The sequence below is a fragment of the Streptomyces griseocarneus genome (genome assembly GCF_014655595.1).
Taxonomy (GTDB): domain Bacteria; phylum Actinomycetota; class Actinomycetes; order Streptomycetales; family Streptomycetaceae; genus Streptomyces; species Streptomyces griseocarneus.
Genome location: NZ_BNBL01000005.1, coordinates 105616 through 122292 on the forward strand (window position 1 = coordinate 105616; position 16677 = coordinate 122292).

Annotated in this window: 13 protein-coding genes; 3 read left to right on the forward strand and 10 right to left on the reverse strand. The window is 72.5% G+C overall.

The genetic code is table 11. The annotated features are described in order from the left end of the window. Nucleotides 1-11 precede the first annotated feature (11 nt). Both IE295_RS14540 and IE295_RS14545 read left to right on the forward strand, forming a co-directional pair. Nucleotides 12-3002, forward strand: coding sequence for a patatin-like protein (locus IE295_RS14540; protein ID WP_190064045.1), 2991 nt, complete (start codon nt 12-14; stop codon nt 3000-3002). A 184-nt stretch (nt 3003-3186) separates the two neighbouring features. Continuing rightward, nucleotides 3187-4677 carry a serine/threonine-protein kinase gene (locus tag IE295_RS14545; protein WP_229922965.1) on the forward strand — a complete coding sequence of 497 codons (1491 nt, stop codon included), beginning with the start codon at nt 3187-3189 and terminating at the stop codon, nt 4675-4677. A gap of 18 nt (nt 4678-4695) precedes the next feature. On the opposite strand, the gene IE295_RS14550 is transcribed toward IE295_RS14545, so the two are convergent. The 9 genes from IE295_RS14550 to IE295_RS14590 form a co-directional block, all read right to left on the reverse strand. Further along, nucleotides 4696-5247, reverse strand: coding sequence for an LppU/SCO3897 family protein (locus IE295_RS14550; protein ID WP_224323276.1), 552 nt, complete (start codon nt 5245-5247; stop codon nt 4696-4698). A 322-nt stretch (nt 5248-5569) separates the two neighbouring features. After that, nucleotides 5570-5836: a hypothetical protein gene (locus IE295_RS14555; RefSeq protein ID WP_190064048.1), complete on the reverse strand. Its 267-nt coding sequence runs from the start codon at nt 5834-5836 to the stop codon at nt 5570-5572. Continuing rightward, nucleotides 5833-6936: a glycosyltransferase family 2 protein gene (locus IE295_RS14560; RefSeq protein WP_224323275.1), complete on the reverse strand. Its 1104-nt coding sequence runs from the start codon at nt 6934-6936 to the stop codon at nt 5833-5835. The genes IE295_RS14555 and IE295_RS14560 overlap by 4 nt, the downstream gene beginning before the upstream one ends. A gap of 104 nt (nt 6937-7040) precedes the next feature. After that, nucleotides 7041-8399, reverse strand: a complete 1359-nt coding sequence (locus IE295_RS14565) for a hypothetical protein (RefSeq protein ID WP_190064049.1) — start codon at nt 8397-8399, stop codon at nt 7041-7043. Between the two features lie 936 nt (nt 8400-9335). Then, complete coding sequence (locus IE295_RS14570) at nt 9336-10505, reverse strand: aminotransferase class I/II-fold pyridoxal phosphate-dependent enzyme (RefSeq protein WP_190064050.1); 1170 nt, start codon at nt 10503-10505, stop codon at nt 9336-9338. Nucleotides 10506-10633: 128 nt separating this feature from the next. Continuing rightward, nucleotides 10634-11260: a hypothetical protein gene (locus IE295_RS14575; protein WP_190064051.1), complete on the reverse strand. Its 627-nt coding sequence runs from the start codon at nt 11258-11260 to the stop codon at nt 10634-10636. A gap of 137 nt (nt 11261-11397) precedes the next feature. Then, a complete protein-coding gene (locus tag IE295_RS14580; RefSeq protein WP_190064052.1) occupies nt 11398-11598 on the reverse strand; it encodes a hypothetical protein in 201 nt (66 codons plus the stop codon). Between the two features lie 133 nt (nt 11599-11731). Then, nucleotides 11732-12631, reverse strand: a complete 900-nt coding sequence (locus IE295_RS14585) for an SDR family oxidoreductase (protein WP_190064053.1) — start codon at nt 12629-12631, stop codon at nt 11732-11734. An 82-nt stretch (nt 12632-12713) separates the two neighbouring features. Continuing rightward, complete coding sequence (locus tag IE295_RS14590) at nt 12714-13985, reverse strand: cytochrome P450 family protein (RefSeq protein ID WP_190064054.1); 1272 nt, start codon at nt 13983-13985, stop codon at nt 12714-12716. Nucleotides 13986-14385: 400 nt separating this feature from the next. On the opposite strand from IE295_RS14590, the gene IE295_RS14595 reads away from it, so the two are divergent. Beyond that, complete coding sequence (locus IE295_RS14595; protein ID WP_190064055.1) at nt 14386-15996, forward strand: trypsin-like peptidase domain-containing protein; 1611 nt, start codon at nt 14386-14388, stop codon at nt 15994-15996. 63 nt (nt 15997-16059) lie between these two features. Here the strand turns inward: IE295_RS14595 and IE295_RS14600 are convergent, their stop codons facing one another. After that, nucleotides 16060-16554: a peptidylprolyl isomerase gene (locus tag IE295_RS14600; protein ID WP_190064056.1), complete on the reverse strand. Its 495-nt coding sequence runs from the start codon at nt 16552-16554 to the stop codon at nt 16060-16062. Nucleotides 16555-16677: the final 123 nt, after the last annotated feature.

A 16677-nucleotide genomic window follows, 5' to 3' on the forward strand; every position in this document is an offset into this window, starting at 1 on the left:
CCGATGGTGGGGTGGCACAGGAAGCAGCGGATGAAGAGGCGAGCCCGGCGGTGCAGTCCGAGGTGCGGCTGGCCGCCACGTTCACGGGTGGCGTGAGCCTGGCCGTGTGGATGGGGGGCATCGCCCGGGAGATGAACCTCCTGGCGGCGGCCGGCTGGTCACTCGAGAGGGATACGGATACCGTCCGGGGCCGCCAGGTGGAGAAGTACCAGCAGCTGCGCGAGCTCCTGCGGCTGGACGTCAGCATCGACGTGCTGTCCGGCACCAGCGCGGGCGGCATCAACGCGGCGTTCCTGGGCCTGGCGAACGCCCGCCGCCTCGATCTGGGCAAGCTGCGCGACCTCTGGCTCGACGAGGGTTCGCTCGGCAAGCTGCTCCGCGACCCCTCCGTACGGAATCCGCCGTCGTTGCTGCTCGGTGACGAAGTCCTGCTCAACGGACTCCACACTGCGCTGGAGTCCATCAGCAGAAGCGAACCGGAAGCCGAGCCCGACGAAGACGACCCGACGTGCGTCTTCATCACGACCACGCTTCTCTCCGGCCTCGAGAGCACCTTCGAGGACGACTACGGGACCGCCATCCGGGACACGACCCATCAGGGTCTGTACACGTTCACGGCTGAACACCTCACAAAGCCCACCGCTCTGTCCACGCTCGCACTGGCGGCGCGCAGCAGCGCCTCCTTTCCGGGCGCCTTCGAACCGGCGTACGTGCCGATCGGCGCATCGGGCGACGCGAAACACCCCGACATGGCCGACTACATGGCCCCCGGAGTCCGCACGCAGTTCTGCGCGGACGGCGGACTGCTGGCCAACCGGCCGCTGGGCCCGGCCCTGCGGGCCATCTTCGACCGGCCGGCGGAGAAGGAGGTACGCAGAGTACTGGCTTACGTCGTGCCCTCCGCCGGAGTCGAGGACACCGCGAAGGCCGGCGCGGAGCCCCGGCAGAAGGACCTCCCGGGCCTCGGGCCCGCGCTGCTCGCCGACCTGAACGCCATCCAGTCCCAGACCATCACCGCTGAGCTGCGCGCCCTCGCGGACCACAACGAACGGGCCCGCGGCCGACGGAGCCTCGAGAGCCGCCTGGCCCTCCTCGCCGGGGCAGGACGCGACCTGGCCTGGGAGGGACTGCATGCCGACTACCGTGCCGTACGGGTCCGGGCCCTGGCCCGCGCCGCCGCCGAGGAGACGCTGCGATGGCTGATCTCGGACGGCCGCCGCGCGGCCGACGGCCGCCCGGTCGGCTTCGGCAATGACCTGGACACTCTTACGGCTGCGGCGACTGCGGTACTCGCTGACCAGACGCTTGAGAATCGCGCCGACGCCGATGCACTGGACGGGGCGAAGGCCACCGTGCTGCGACTCCTCCGCGGGGGATTCGCAGCGGGGCCCGCGCAGGACGGCCGTGACACGTTGAACAGTTCCTTCAAGGACGCGCACAACGCGCTCCCGACGCGCACGACGGTGAGCCTGCGGGAGGAGCTCGGGAAGGTTCTGCCCGGCGCCGGTCCTCTGCCGCCCGGTGGGATCGCCGACCTGGCGGCGTCCGACACGTGGCGAGACGTCGTGCGCGGCCGGCTGACCGTGGAGGATCCGCAGGACCTGAGCGCCGGCTGGCACGCTCTCGCCGCGGTGGTCCTGGGGGCCGAACCGCTGCTCGCGGGCCTGCTGCGAGGCAAGAAGGATACGGCTTCGGTGGACGCCAGGAACGTCCTGGAGTACCTGACCGGCACGACCACCGCCGCCGAGCCGAAGGCCGCCTCCGAGGCCGACGTGGCTCGGCGGCTGTTCGAGCTACAGGCCGTCCAACAGGTGATGTTCCCCGACGAGCCGGCCGCCTTGCAGGCCGTGGAGCTCGTCCAGATGAGCGCCGACACCAGGACCGCCCTAGACACGCGCAGCCTGGCCGCCGAGAAGCTCACCGGCCTTCAGCTCCACCACTTCGGTGCGTTCTACAAGAGGTCATGGCGCGCCAACGACTGGATGTGGGGCCGCCTGGACGGTGCCGGCTGGCTCGTCCACGTATTGCTGTCCCCGCGCCATCTGAAGCGGCTCGTGGACGAGGCGAAAGGCGGCCTGGGAGAGGAGAAGCTCAAAGCCAAGCTGCAAGAGATCGCCGGTACCTCGCCACCCAAGGGCGTGTTTCCGCTTGACGGCGATGCGTCATCGCAATCCGCCGAACTGGCTTTTCTCTGGAGCAGCGACGCACCGGAGCCCACCAGCCTTCCCATCACCTCCCAATGGGTCGCGAAGGGACTCCAGTGCCTCATCGCGGCGGAGGAACTGCCGTGCGTGGCCGAGCAGGCCGAGCGCGACAGAGGGGGCGGTCACGCGGACACCGCCGCCGGATTCCTCGCCGCGTACAAGAAGCTCCAAGACTCGCCGGACAAAGCGACCGTTTTGCCGGAACACGCCCAGGCCCTACTCACCACCTGCCGCGTCTCGGAGGAGAAATTCGCCGCCGAACGCGGCAGCAAGGCGTTGACCCGCACGATCGTGCAGAGCGCCGCGGTCGCCGCCAATGCCGTCGAGGCGGGGACCTCCCGCTTGAAGTCCTTCCGGCCGGTGTTCGGCACGGTGAGCAGGTCTCTGCGCCTCGCGCACCACCTGGTGCGGTCGAAGTCGTTCGGCGGCCGGCCCTGGCTCGCGGGCCTGCTGCTCGTGGTCCTGGGCATCATCGCTTTTACCAGCAGAATCGATTGGCTCCCCGGCCTCGGCGCGGCGGCGGTAGTGGGAGGCCTCTTCGTCCTGGCGTTCGCCATCCGTGGCGTCAAGTGGCTCTTCGCCGCCCTCGCCGTCCTGGTGACCGTCGCACTCGTGCTGGCCGCGGCCATCCCGGCGCTGAACAGCCGCCTCTTCCCCTGGCTCGGCGACACCGCCGTGCCGTACCTGGCCGATCACCCGTGGCTGTGGGCGGCGCTCGTCATCTTCCTGCTACTGGCGCCCCTATGGACGGCCGTCGACCTGATCCGGACCGTCGTGAGGCGCAAGCGCGCCCGGTGACGGTGGGGGCATCGCCCTTGACAGCCGCGTGCGGGTGCGGGGCATGGTGACATCCGAGGTGTGCCGGGGGGCGTCACCACGGCCATGACAACGGGGGATACGCATGCGAGGCGGTACGGGAGACGGCGGGGGACGGCTCGTGGCGGGCCGGTTCTCGTTGCTGCACAGGCTGGGTGGCGGCGGCATGGGGACCGTGTGGCGGGCCCGCGACATGGAGCTGCACCGGGACGTGGCCCTCAAGGAGGTCAGAACGCTCGGCCCGGACAGCCCCGAGGATGCGGCCCGGGTGCGCGAGAGGGTGCTCCGCGAGGCCAGGGCGCTGGCCCGGATCCAGCATCCGCACGTGGTGACGATTCATCAGGTCGTGGACGACGCCCCCTTCCCCTGGCTGGTGATGGAACTCGTCGCCGGGGTCTCGCTCGAAGAGCGGATGGCGCGGGGGCCCTTGCCTCCCGCGTTCGTCGCCGGCGTGGGGCGCGACGTACTGGCGGGCCTGCGGGCCGCGCACGAGGCGGGCATCCAGCACCGGGACGTGAAGCCGGCCAACGTGATCATCCGGCCGGACGGGTCGGCGGTGCTCACCGACTTCGGCATCGCCGCGCTGGACGGACGGTCCGGGCTCACCCTGCCGGGCGGCGTCATCGGGTCGCCGGAATTCATGGCGCCGGAGCGGGCCGCGGGCGAACCGGGCGGGCCGGCCGCCGACCTGTGGTCGCTCGGCATGCTCCTGTACGTGGCGGTCGAGGGCATCTCGCCCCTGCGCAGGGACACCCCGCTGTCGACCCTCACCGCCGTACGGGAGAGCGCCGTACCCGCCCCCACCAGGGCCGGACCCCTGGAGCCCGCCCTGCGGGCGTTGCTCGCCCGGGACCCCGTTGCTCGGCCGACGGCCGACCGGGCGGCCGTGATGCTGACCGCGGCGGTGGAGTCGGCCGCCGCGACGACGGTGTCCACGCCGGCACCCCACCCGCCGACCGCTCTCTCATGGCCGGAGCCCCGTCAGCCCGGTGACGGCTCCACCGTCACCGCGCGGCGCGGCGGCAGGGGCGCCACCCGGCGCGGCGTCGTCGTGGCCGCCCTCGCGGTGTGCCTGGTGGCCGTCGGCGCGACGGCGGTGATCCTGGGCCTCCGCAAGGGGGGAGAGGACAGCCCGCCGGCCGCCGCTCCGCACCCGTCGGCGTTGTCGGCCTCCGCGCAGTCGTCGGCCACGGCCGGCAGCACCCCCCACCCGGCCCTCTCCTCCGCGCCCGCCTCGTCGCCGAATACGACGGAACCGTCGAAACCATCGAAATCGGCGAAGCCGGAGGAATCGGAGGAGGCGAAGGCCGCCGGCGAGGAGAGCGCGAACAGCTGGATCGCCCAGCTCGCCTCGGTGAAGGTCTCCGACGGGACGCAGAGCCGCGACCGCGAACTGGCCGCCGTGCAGCGGCGGATACCGACCGCCAGGACGCTGCGCAGCGACGACTTCGCCTCGCTGCGCCCCGGCTACTGGGTGGTGTACGCGCCCGGCGCGTTCCCCGACGGACGCTCGGCCCTGTCCTTCTGCGCCGCGGCCGGCCGGACCGCCGACGACCAGTGCATCGGCCGTTACCTGAGCCACCGTTCGTCGGACGGGGACCTGATCTGCGCCCACGGCCCGGACGGGTCCGCTGCCGGACGCTGCCGGCGCGACTGACCGGACCCGCGACGCGGGTCAGCGTGCGCTGACGAGGCAGAGCGTGCGGCCGCTCGCGTTGTACTTGGGATCGGCGATGTACGGGATCTCCGGGCCGACCGCCTTGCAGGAGTCGCCGGGGCCGGTGAGTTCCTGCGAGACCCGGTACTCGTCGGGGGAGGAGCCGCAGACGACCTCTTCCAGGTCCTGCTGGGGCCAGGAGACGTTGTTGCGGACGCAGTCGCCGACGGAGAGCTGGTCCGGCTTGGCGTCACCGAACAGCAGGCCGATCAGGATCAGCAGCGGCACCGCCAGGACGACCAGGGCGAGCGGGAGGGTGACCAGCAGGGCCGCCGGACGCAGGAGCACCCGCTTCCCGGGGTCCAGCGGCGGCCGCCACCCCCCGGAGGGGGGACCGAGACGACGGAACGAGCCGCGCGGCCCCAGCACGTTGGCCAGCACGGTGAACGGGGTGATCACGACGGACAGCGGGCTCCACCACCCCTGCACGAGGGTGTCGGCGGTCATCCGGCGGTGCAGAGCCGTGCCGCACGGGCGGCAGAACGTTCCCGACCGCTTCAGGAAGCTCATGAGGACGACCATCCCCTGGTGCCCCCGCACGGTGGCCCGGACGGCCGGCATGCCGCCGCATATCTCGCACCGCGGCGGCCCGCCGACGGGCGGATGCTGCCCCCAGGCCGGCGCCGTCGGCTGGGCGCCGGGCGGAGGATACGGCTGCCCGTAGGACGGCTGCCCGTGGGACGGTTGCCCGTAGGACGGTTGCCCGTAGGGCTGACTGGCGTACGGGTGCGGCGGCCCCGGCGGGTTGACCACGGAACATCCCTCGACGATCGGCAATCTTGCAGGTGCACCCTAACCGCGACGGCGGCGACGACGGTGCCGGGGCCGCGCGTCAGGGGACCGCCACCCAGTCCCGTACGGGGACAGGGTGCGCGTAGTGGTCGCGGTACTCCCAGCGGAGCAGGGGCACGCCGCTCAGCGCCCGCTCGATGCGCCGTCGCGGCAGGAGCTTGCAGACCGACGCCCCGGCCATGAGCAGGGTGGTGGCCGCGACGACCGTGGCGAGGGCCTGGAAACCGGAACCGGGGGACCGGGTCGTCAGCGCCGACGCGCCGCCGGCGCCCAGCGCGCCCAGCGGGGGGAGTGCTCCGTAGGTCATGTCGCGCACCAGCGTTCTTCCCGGCGGCGCGCCATGTCCCACAGGGAGCGGAGGTAGACGGCGTGCTGGAACATGTCGTAGGCCAGCTCGACGGCGAGCGTGCCCGCGAGGAGCTGGGACTTCCAGCCGGCGCCGTGGGCGGTGACCACTTTCTCCGCGACGAACACCAGGCCGACGGCGATCCAGAACGGTGTGAACTCCGGGCGCCCGCGCGTGAGCATCCAGGCGGTGAAGACGAGGTACAGGGCGAGGAAGAGGACGGACAGGCCCATGAAGACCTGCCGGACGATGTAAGGGGCCGTCACCCGGGTCCAGCCGTAGTCCCGCAGGTTCTCCAGGGCCCCGCGCTGCCAGCGCAGGCGCTGGTGCCAGAGTTTGGGCACGCTGGTCATCACCTCGGTGACGACCCTGCAGCCCGGCGGCGAGACGGTGCGGTAGCCGAGGGTCCGCACCGCCTTGGTGATCTCGTCGTCCTCGGTGAGCGAGGCCAGGGAGTAATAGGAGGAGCCGCCGCCGATGCGGCCGGCGAGCCGGGCGTTCCTGACCTCGCGCAGGGTCGAGACGCGGAACAGCGTCGCGGTGCCGGTGAGGACGTCGGCCCGGTACCCGCGGCGGGCGATCTCGCGGGCGTAGCGGTGGAATTCGATCCGCTGGAGCGCTCCCAGCAGGCCGCCTCCCCGCTCCCCGTAGAAGATGCCGCCGACGGCTCCGACCCTGCGGTCCATCGCCTCGATGGCGCTGGCGAGGAAGGCGGGCTGGAGCATGGTGTCGGCGTCCTGGACCAGGACGAGATCGGTCTCGTCCAGTCCGCCCAGGATCCGCTCGAGCGCCTGGTTGAGCGCACCGGCCTTCTTGTGGGGGTTGTCCTGCGACTCCATGACGGTCGCGCCGTTCGCCTCGGCGATCGTCGCGGTGTCGTCGGTGCAGTTGTCGGCCACGACGACGATGCGGTGGGGCGGTTGTTCCTGGCGGTGGAGGGCCGCGACGGACGCGGCGATGCGCTCGGCCTCGTTGTGGGCGGGGATCAGCGCCACGATCCGGGGCGCCCGGGCGAGCTGGCGGGCGCGTCGTCGCGCGGCCCCCATGACCGGCTTTCGCATACGTGTGCTCCTGTGCTCGTTCACTGTACGGGCGTGGCGGGGCCGCCGCCCGGCCCGCGGTGTGCGGGCCGGGCGGCAGCTCCTCGCTCAGGGACGGCCGTGGGTCAGGGCCGGGGCAGGATGCGGAAGGCGTTGTGGCCGGTGGCGAAGATGGGGTCGCCGACCTGGATGCCGACCTGCGTCGGGCCGGGGACCGCCGTGGTCTCGACGTCCATCGCCGGGTACAGCGACACCCACGGGTTCCTGCCGGGCCCGCTCGGCTCCAGGTCGAGCGGGACGGCCGGGCAGGTCAGCGTGCGGCGATCCGCCGACCTGACCCCGACCGCGGTCTCCTCGCGGCCCTCGTCCGTCCAGCGCGTGAACGTCACCTGGTCCTCGCGGAACCGCATGCCCTCCGGCGCCGTGAAGACGACCGGCACCGTCCCGATCCTGCGCTGCCCGGTGTTGTGCAGGACGAAGGGCGGGTAGACCCACTGCTTTCCCACGACCGGGTCCCCGCCGTGCAGCGGCCTCGCCTCGACGGTGGCCCGCAGCTCCGGGTCGACGGCGGCCGTCGCCCGGTACCGGTAGTAGACGCTGCCGATCTGGAAGGCGTCGCCCGGCTTGGCCGGGTCCCAGCGCAGGCTGCTCGGCGAACCGTCGGGGTTCACGGACTGCGGCCAGACCAGGAAGCGGTAGTAGCCCGGCTTGTCGCCGAGTGCGCGCAGGTCGATGGCGGGCAGGGTCACCTTGCGGTCGGTGCCGCTGCCCTTGTGCCCTTCGGCCTTCTGCAGTTGCGGGGTCGGGGTGTAGCGGGACGGCGTGCCGTCCTCGTGGACGAGCTGGTAGTAGACGTGGTCGCTGTGGTTGCTCGGGACGCCCTGCTCGCCCTCGCGCAGGTTGACCAGGTCGATGATGAATTTGTCGTCGGGGATCCGGCCGTTGTCCGACACGTGGCCGAAGCCGGCCTGGCTGTTGGGCTTGCCGCCCCAGTTGTTGTCGTAGGGAAGCCGGACGAAGGGCCGGCCCACCTTCTCGGGGTCGCTCTTCTGCCAGGCCCCGTTGAGCACCTCGACCTCGGGAGTCGCCGTCCGCACGTCGCCGTTGTCCAGCGTGACGTCGACCCGGATCGGGTACGTGCGGGCGAACGCGGGCCGGGCGTCCTTGTCGACGTTCAGGTCGCCGCGGAGCGTGAAGGTGATCAGGTCCGCGTCCTCCAGGAACGTCAGGTCGATGACCTCGTACTCCTGGCCCGTGCCGCCCTGCCCGCGCTTGACCTCGCCGGCGCCCGTGTCCGCCGTGCCGCTGCCGGTGTACGAGTACGCGACCTGCTTGATCTTCACCCCCATCGGCACCCTGATCCGGCCGTCGTAGCGGAATTCGCTGTCCCAGGTGGAGAACCGGTTGGCGTAGCCAAGGGTCCGGATTCCCGTGGTCTCGGGGGCGAGGGGCGCGCCGGCCCGGGGCGTTTCGGCAGTGCTCATGCGTTGTCTCTCCACGTCTCGACGTCTGGCTGAGGGTGTGGTGCCGTGCACGACGCGATCGCGTGCGGGGACGCGACGCGTCTCGTCGGGCCGCCGGGCCGTCGGTGCGAGGGCATGGCGGCATCCCGGTTGCATGGGCGTGGGTGTGGCGCGGCTGGGGTGGCGAGCGGCAAGTCAATCCAGCTCCTTACAGAACGTCAATTGGTCGTAAAGCGGTATCGGCCAGGGGCCGTGCCGCACGGGCGGAGCCCGGTCACGGCCGGGTACCGCGGCCGTGCGGGAGCCCCGAAGAGGGTTTTCAACTACCTCACTCGACTCAGTGGGCCAACTCCGCACCATCCGTAAAGCGGTTGGCGGTGGCGCGGAGGGAACGAGCGGATCGCAGTGGCTTGAAGCCGTCGCAGGGCGGGACAGTCCTGGGGAGGCATGGCCCGGTGACGCGCGGCCCGGTGAGCCGGTTCGGTCGGTGTGCGACGAAAGTATTCGCCGGCCGGCCGCGCCCCCACCGGATTTCGAGTCGGCCGACTACGGAATGCCATTCCGTTTGCTTCGCGTCATTTAGCGTTTGCAGGCCGCATGCGCGTTCCCGGCCCGCCACCCCGTCTCCCGTGCCGCGCAACGCCGTTCGAGCTGGGCGAACGTGCGACGGGCCCCGGCCGGCCACCCGGCCGCCTTCGGCTTCGCAACAGCGCAACGGCGTGACGTCGCCCACGGTCCCGGTAAACGCCGAGGAGAGCACCGTGTCCTGATCCGTACGTGAAGCAGGCCACAACACCGAAGGCCCGCCGGGGGATTCATCCGGTAATTACCGTCCCGCGTTCCGGGGCCGTGCGACAGGTGCGCGGAAGTGAGTGCGGCGGGCCGGCCCGGGGACCCGGCGGACGCGACCGAAAGCCGCTCCGGAGCCGCCCGCGCGGCCACCCGTTTACGAGATGTTCAGGCGCTCCAGTGGCAGGCCGCGATGCGGCGCACCGCCTCGCGGATCAGGTCGGTGCCGGCGCACACGGTCAGGCGCACGTACCCCTCACCGCCGGGACCGAATCCGCTGCCCGGGATGGACAGCACCCGCGCGTCCTGCAGGAGCCGCTTGGAGAACGCCTCGCTGTCGTGGCCCTCCGGGCAGCGCACCAGGCAGGAGAAGGTGGCTTGGGGCCGCAGGACCCGCAGGCCGGCCTGCTCGAGGCCGTCGCACAGCAGCCGCATGCGCTCGCGGTAGACGGAGCGCAGGTGGTCCGGGTAGCCCGTGGTGTCGTTGAGCGCGGTCACGGCGGCGTGCTGGATCGCGCCGAACGTGCCGGAGTCGGTGTGGGACTTCACGGTGCGCAGCGCGTCCACGACCGCCGCGTTGCCCGCGGCGAAGCCCACCCGCCAGCCGGGCATGTTGTACGCCTTGGACAGCGAGTGGAACTCGATGCCGCACTCCATCGCGCCCGGCGCCCCGAGGAAGGACGGCGGAGGCGCGCAGTCGTAGTAGATCTCGCTGTACGCGGCGTCGGAGGCGACCACGATGTCGTGCCGCAGCGCGAACTCCGCCAGGCGCGCGTAGAACCCCTCGGTGGCGAGGGCCGCCGTGGGGTTGTTGGGGTAGCAGACCCAGAACAGCTTCGCCCGTCGTGCCACGTCCGCGGGTATGGCGGACAGGTCGGGCAGGAAGCCGTTGCCCTCCCGCAGCGGGACGCGGACCACCTCCGCCCCGCACCACCGCGCCCAGGTGGCGTACACCGGATACGCCGGGTCCGGGACCAGCACCACGTCGCCCGGCTCCGCGTACGCCATGGTCAGGTGCGCCATCGCCTCCTTGCTGCCCAGCGTGACCACGACGCCGGTCGCGGGATCGACGCGCAGCCCGAACCGGCGGCCCAGGTACCGGGCGGCGGCCTCGCGCAGGGCCGGCGTGCCGGCGGAGGGCGGGTAGCGGTGCGTGCCCGGATCGCGGACGGCCTGGCGCATGGCCCGCACGATGTGCAGGGGGGCCGGCAGGTCGCAGTCGCCCACCCCGAGCGGGACGGGCGGCACGCCGTCCTGTTCGGCGAGGGCCCGGGCCCGGTCGACGAGGGAGAACAGGTAGTTCTCCGTCTGCTCCAGACGTTCCGCGCGACCGGGCACACGGGCCTCCTTCGACGAAGCCGACGTTCACTGCCGGAATCGTGCCCTGGAGCGGGGGAGCGGCGCGAGGGGGCGTGTGCGGCCCGCCCGTACGCGCCTGTCGTGCGCGCCTCCCGTGGTGCGTACGGTCACGGGCGTCGCAGCCGGTTCACCGCCGGCCGGGGGCCGCCGCGCCGGGCGTGCCGGTGCGGGCGGTGGTCCTCGGGCCGGGCCCGCACCAGCTCCTCGAAGAGGTCACGCGCCCGTACGAGCGCCTCGCGCAGTTCCTCGGTCGGGACCTCCCGGGAGCGGGCCCCCGCCGAGGCGGTGTGCAGCTCCCGCAGGCCGTGGACGGTGCGGGGGGCGTGGACCGACAGCGCGTCGGCCATGTCGTCCCAGGTGGTCGACGGGAACCCCCGGTCGCGGGCGAGTTCGCCGACGAGCAGCTCCGCGTCGGCCACGGACCGCGCCGGGGCGTCCACGAACCGCTCCTGGATGCCGGTCCACCGCGCGACGTACTGTTCCCGGGCCGCCGCCGGAAGCGGCGAGACCCGCAGGTGTTCGTAGCGCCCCAGCCGTTCGGACAGTTCCCGCTCCGCCGCCTTGCGCTCGCCGCCGTGCCGGGCGAGGGCGGCGTCGTACTCGGGCCCGAAGCGCCGTCGCAGAACGCCGCCGCCGGTGCGCGCCCCGCGCCCGACGGCCCAGACGGCCACGGAGACACCGATGAAGACGACGGCCGTCGCGACGGCTACGGCGATCAGTGCGTGAGATGACATGGAGTCCCCTTCCGTGCGTTTCATCCGGCTCCGGTGCCGATGGTGGTGCCGGAGACGTCGAGCAACCGGCGTGGTGCCGTGCCGTGTTCGTGCCGCGTTCGTGCCGTCCGGGCCACGTCCCGCGGCCCGTGGTCCGCTCAGGCGGCGTGCCGTCCCTCGCCCGGGACGGGGGGCGGCTCGAGCGAGGGCAGATCGGGCACGGCGCGCAGCGGCTGGTCGGGCAGCCCCTGAGGCGGCTGCCCGGCGGAACCACCCTTCAGCAGACACTCCTCGTACCGCCCGAGGGCGAGCACCAGGCACAGGAGCAGAGGAGGCATGAGCAGGGCGACGGCGACCACGGGGGCTCCTTCCGGCACTGCCGCGAGTCGGAGGCGTGACAGTGACCGGCTTGCCCCTCGGGCCCGGCACAAACGCGAACGACCCGCCGCATCCGGACCGGGCGGGGCGCCTCGGCGGTGATCCTCGCGTACGTCAGGGACGGCGGTCGACGCCGCTGACCCGGGCCAGCAGCCCCTCGAGACCGGCGGCGGCGGGCGTCAGGCCCGTGGCCGTGGACTTCACGCGGTCGCTGACCGCGTAGGGCACCAGGGCGTCGAGCCTCCCGCCCACCCGCGCGTCCGTCCCCAGCGCGTAGCGGGCCCTGGGGCGCGGGCTGACCAGGACGCGGTGAACGGCCTGGGCCACCCGCTCGGGGCCCGGGTACCGGGACGAGTTCCGCAGCGACCGGGCAGCCGCCCGGTAGCAGTCGGCGTAACGGGACGAGACCGAGCCGCGCCGCTCGAAGGAGTCCGCCGCGTTCTCCAGCATGGGGCTGGCGTGGAAGCCCGGCTCGACCAGCACGACCCGTACGCCCCAGGGCGCCGCTTCCATGCGCAGGGCGTGGGTCAGCGCGCTCAGCCCGGCCTTGCTGGCGCTGTACCAGCCCGCGAACGGCATGACCGCCCGGGCGGCGACCGAGGAGACGTTGACGATGCGGCCGTCGCCGCGGTGGCGCATGGCGGGCAGCACCAGCCGGGCGATGCGCGCCGGCGCGTGGAGGTTGACCTCCATCAGCCGGCGCGCCTGTTCCTCGTCCACGTCCTCGATCGCCCCCGGCAGCGCCGTGCCCGCGTTGTTCACCACCGCCCACGGGCCTCCGCCGGTCAGCCCCGCGATGTCGGCGAAGACGTCGGCGCACCGCGCGCCGTCGGCGACGTCGAGCACCATGGTCCGAAGCCGCGCACCCTCCTCCTCGGCCCGGGCCCGCAGCTCGTCGGCCTTCTCCTCGCTCCGGACGGTCGCGAACACCTCGTACCCGGCGCCGACCAGCCGCAGGGCGGTGGCCCGCCCGATCCCGCTGCTCGCCCCGGTGACCACCACACTGCGCGACATCTCTGCTCTCCCGTCGGCGTTCCCGGCTCCCACTCTGGGATACGGGCCGTCAGTCCGGGGACGTCACCACACCCTCAGGGCGTCATCGCGAGGAAATACGTCCATACGTACCAAGGCGGAGGGACGTACCGAGCCGGACGGGCAGGGTGTCCGTGCTGTTGCCGACGAAACTCGGGTGCGCGGGCAGCTCGCCGGCGGGCACGGCGAGGGCGAGGTCCGGATGGCGCTCGAACAGGGCCCGCAGCGCGATCGTCGCCTCCATCCGGGCGAGCGGGGCGCCGAGGCAGTAGTGCGGGCCGTGCCCGAAGGAGAGATGGCGCGGCTCGGGGCGCCGGGTCACGTCGAAGCGCGCGGCGGACGGGCCGTACGCGCGCTCGTCCCGGCCGGCGGCGGTGTACGAGGCGAGGACGGCGGTGCCGCGCTCGATGAGCGTGCCGTCGACGGTCAGGTCCTTCGTCGGGTAGCGGAAGGGGAAGAAGGCGACCGGACTGTCGTAGCGGAGGGTCTCCTCCACGACGTCGTCCCACCCGGCCCGCCCGGCCCTGACGAGCGCGAGCTGGTCCGGGTGGTCGCACAGGGCCCGTACGGCATTGGTGATGAGGTTGAGCGTCGTCTCGTGGCCCGCCACGATCAACAGCAGCAGGGTGCCGAGCAGTTCACCGTCGCTGAGCCGGTCCCCGTCCTCCTCCTGGGCGGCGATCAGCGCGCTGGTGAGGTCGTCGCCGGGCGCGGCGCGCCGCTGGGCGACGACGCTCTGGAGGACGGCGGCCATGTCGCGGTTGGCCTGCAGCGTCTCCTCGGGGGTGGCGCTGGTGCGCACGATGGTCTGTGACAGCCGGTGCAGGTCGTCCCGCATGCCGGGTGCCACGCCGAGCAGTTCGCAGATGACGGCCATGGGCAGCGGGTAGGCGAAGTGCCGGCGCAGGTCGACCACGCCCGTGGCGTCCGCCCGCTCGCCGAGCCGGTCCAGCAGGCCGGCGGTCAGCTCCTCGACGCGGGGGCGCAGCGCCTCGATCCTGCGCGCGGTGAACGCCCTGGTCACCAGGGAGCGCAGCCGGCGGTGGTCGTCGCCGTCGGCGGTCGTCATGCCCTCGACGGTGGCGAAGATTGTCAGGGGCCAGCCGTCCGGTATCGCGCCCTGCGCGAGCGCGGTGAAGTGGCGGGCGTTCTTGGCCACGTCGGGGTGGGCGAGGACCTCCTTCAGCTCCTGGTAGCGCGTGACGGCGACGGCTCCCACCCCGCCGGGCAACGCCACGGGAACCGCCGCGCCGGCGGCGCGCAACCGGCCGGCCTCCGCGTGCGCGCCGGCGCCGGTGGGGTCGAGGGGGTGCGGTAGCGGTGTGCGGTCGCTCATGACGACGCTCCTCGGGGGTCGTGGTGGGAACGGGCGCGCACGCCCGCGATGGCTCGACCTGTCCTGTGCATGCCGTACCGATGGTGGCACGCCGCTCACCGCCGCCGACGGCTGAGGAGCGAACCGGACGTTCCCTGGCACTGACGCCGGTTCAACCCCGCTTCACAGGCCACAGGGCTCTTTCCGGACGATATTGAAGGCCGGTCAGCCGCCTCGGCGGAGGCCTGGGTTCCGCCGGACCGGGGCGGGGAGGCGCCCCGGCAGCCCCCTTCCGGGACTCGTCACGCCGTGTGATCGTCCGGAACGTGATCAGTGGCGTCGCGGCCCCGGTGGGCCTCTGCGAGGGTCGAAGCGGCATCACCCGCGCACCACACCACTGGCCGACAAGGAGGGATGCGCTGTGAGGAGTGCCGTCCGGACCCGGGCACGCGCCGTACTGGCGGCATGCGCGTCAGGGAGCATCGCCGCAGGGCTGATATGGGGAGCCGCGCCGGCGCAGGCGGTACGGCCGCCGAGCGGCGAGGGGGCACGGGCCGCCGCCTCGGCCACCGCCGCGGAAGTGGCGCCCCTGCTCGACGCGACCTCGCCCGACGGGAAGCGGTTCCGGGCCTCCGGGCGCCTGGTCGGCGGCGGCGGTACGACCTGCACCGCCACGCTCGTCCACGCCACGGGCAAGCCGGACCCCGGCGCCAAGGCCCTCGTCCTGAGCAACGGGCACTGCGTCGACGACGGCATGGGGACCAACGACGTCGTCGTCGGCCGGCCCGCGCCGGCCGAATGGAGCTACACCCCCGCCTTCTTCCACGACAACGTCGCCGAACACAAGAAGTTCCCGGTCGAACGCGTCCTCTACGCGACGATGAAGGACATCGACGTCTCGCTGCTCCAGCTCTCCGCCACCTACCGGGACCTCGCCGGGATGGGCGTGACGCCGAGAACGCTCGCGGCCGGACGCCCCGCGCCCGGCACCGCCCTGCGCGTCGCCCACGCCCCGACCGACGGCATCGAGGACGGCCGGCGGTTCCTGCGCCTGTCCACCTGCGGCTCGATCGCCTCGGGCGTCGCGCTGCACGAGAACACCTGGCTGTGGAAGGGCGCCACCCGCACCGACTGCCTGGGCATCAGCGGCGGCTCCTCCGGCGGCGCCGTCACCACCGCCACGGACCCGGGCCGGCTCATCGGGCTGCTGAACACCATCGTCACCCCCGGCTACCTCGGCTGCGGCCCGGGCCGTCCCTGCGAGGGCGGCGGCGACAAAGGCCTGATCGTGCCGCCGGACAGCGCCGCCTACCTCACCCCCGTCGACGCCGTCGCCTCCTGCCTCGACGACAAGGGCCTGCGACTCGGGAAGAAGGGCTGCCGCCTGGACCGCGGCGAACAGGTTCGGGTCAGTGCTCCCGGCCTGTCCACGCGCAGCCGTACGCCCGACGGCGGACCGGCCCGCTGGGAGGCCCGGGTCACACCCGGCACGACGGGGCGTCACACCCACGTCGCCTTCAAGAGCGGCCCCTTCGGGGCCGTCGACTGCGCGAGGCCCGAGGGCTACGACAAGCCCCGGCGGCTGACCGCGGCGGGGGCCGACTACAACGAGGCTCTTCCGGCGAAGGACAACCTCTACGTCCTGTGCGTCGCCGGCGGCCCGGACGGCACCCTCAGGGGGCCCGGCTGGACCACGTCCCTCCAGCACGCCGCGTACGCGTACGCCCGCGTGGACGACACCGCCCCCACCGTAGCCCCGAAGGTCGACAGCAAGCTCTTCGGCGAGGGAGAGGACGCGGCCTACTGGGTCCAACCGGTGTACGCGCCGTGGGAGCTCACCGGTTACAAGGTCAAATACGGGCCGCGGGCGGCAACGGACTGCGCCGATGGCGCCGGATACCGCGACTACCTGGGAATCCCCGCGTCCCTGAAGGCCACCGAGGGCCCCTGGACGTACTGCGCGATCGGCTACGACAACGCCGGCAACGCGACGCCGCCCGTCGCCATCGCCCTGTCGCCCGGCTCCCGCTGACGCCCCGTGGGCATGTGCGGGACCTGACCGGCCGCCGTCACCGGCGGCCGGTCACCGGATGGGTCAGGCCTCGACGACGCCGGACTTGGCGATGGTGATGCGGGCCTGGGTGGCGCCGCTGCGGGAGCCGAGGCTCTCGATCTGCTTCACGAGGTCCATGCCCTCGACGACCTCGCCGAAGACGACGTGCTTGCCGTCCAGCCAGTCGGTGACGATGGTGGTGATGAAGAACTGCGAGCCGTTGGTGTTGCGGCCCGCGTTGGCCATGGAGAGCAGGCCGGGCTTGGTGTGCTTCAGCTTGAAGTTCTCGTCGGCGAACTTCTCGCCGTAGATGCTCTTGCCGCCGGTGCCGTCACCGCGGGTGAAGTCGCCGCCCTGCAGCATGAAGGCGGGGATGACCCGGTGGAAGCTGGAGCCCTCGTAACCGAAGCCGTGCTGGCCGGTGGCGAGCTCACGGAAGTTCTTGGCGGTCTTGGGGACCACGTCGTCGTACAGCTTGAAGACGATCCGGCCCGCCGGCTCGTCGTTGATGGTGATGTCGAAGAACACGTTGCTCATGAGGATAAGTTGACATGGCCTGCCCCTTTGGACGCAAACCAGCTCCGTGTTCCTTGACTTTTCACCCCATATGCCAATAGGGATCCTTTTTGTCGCAAATATAAGCATGCCGACGACCGTCGG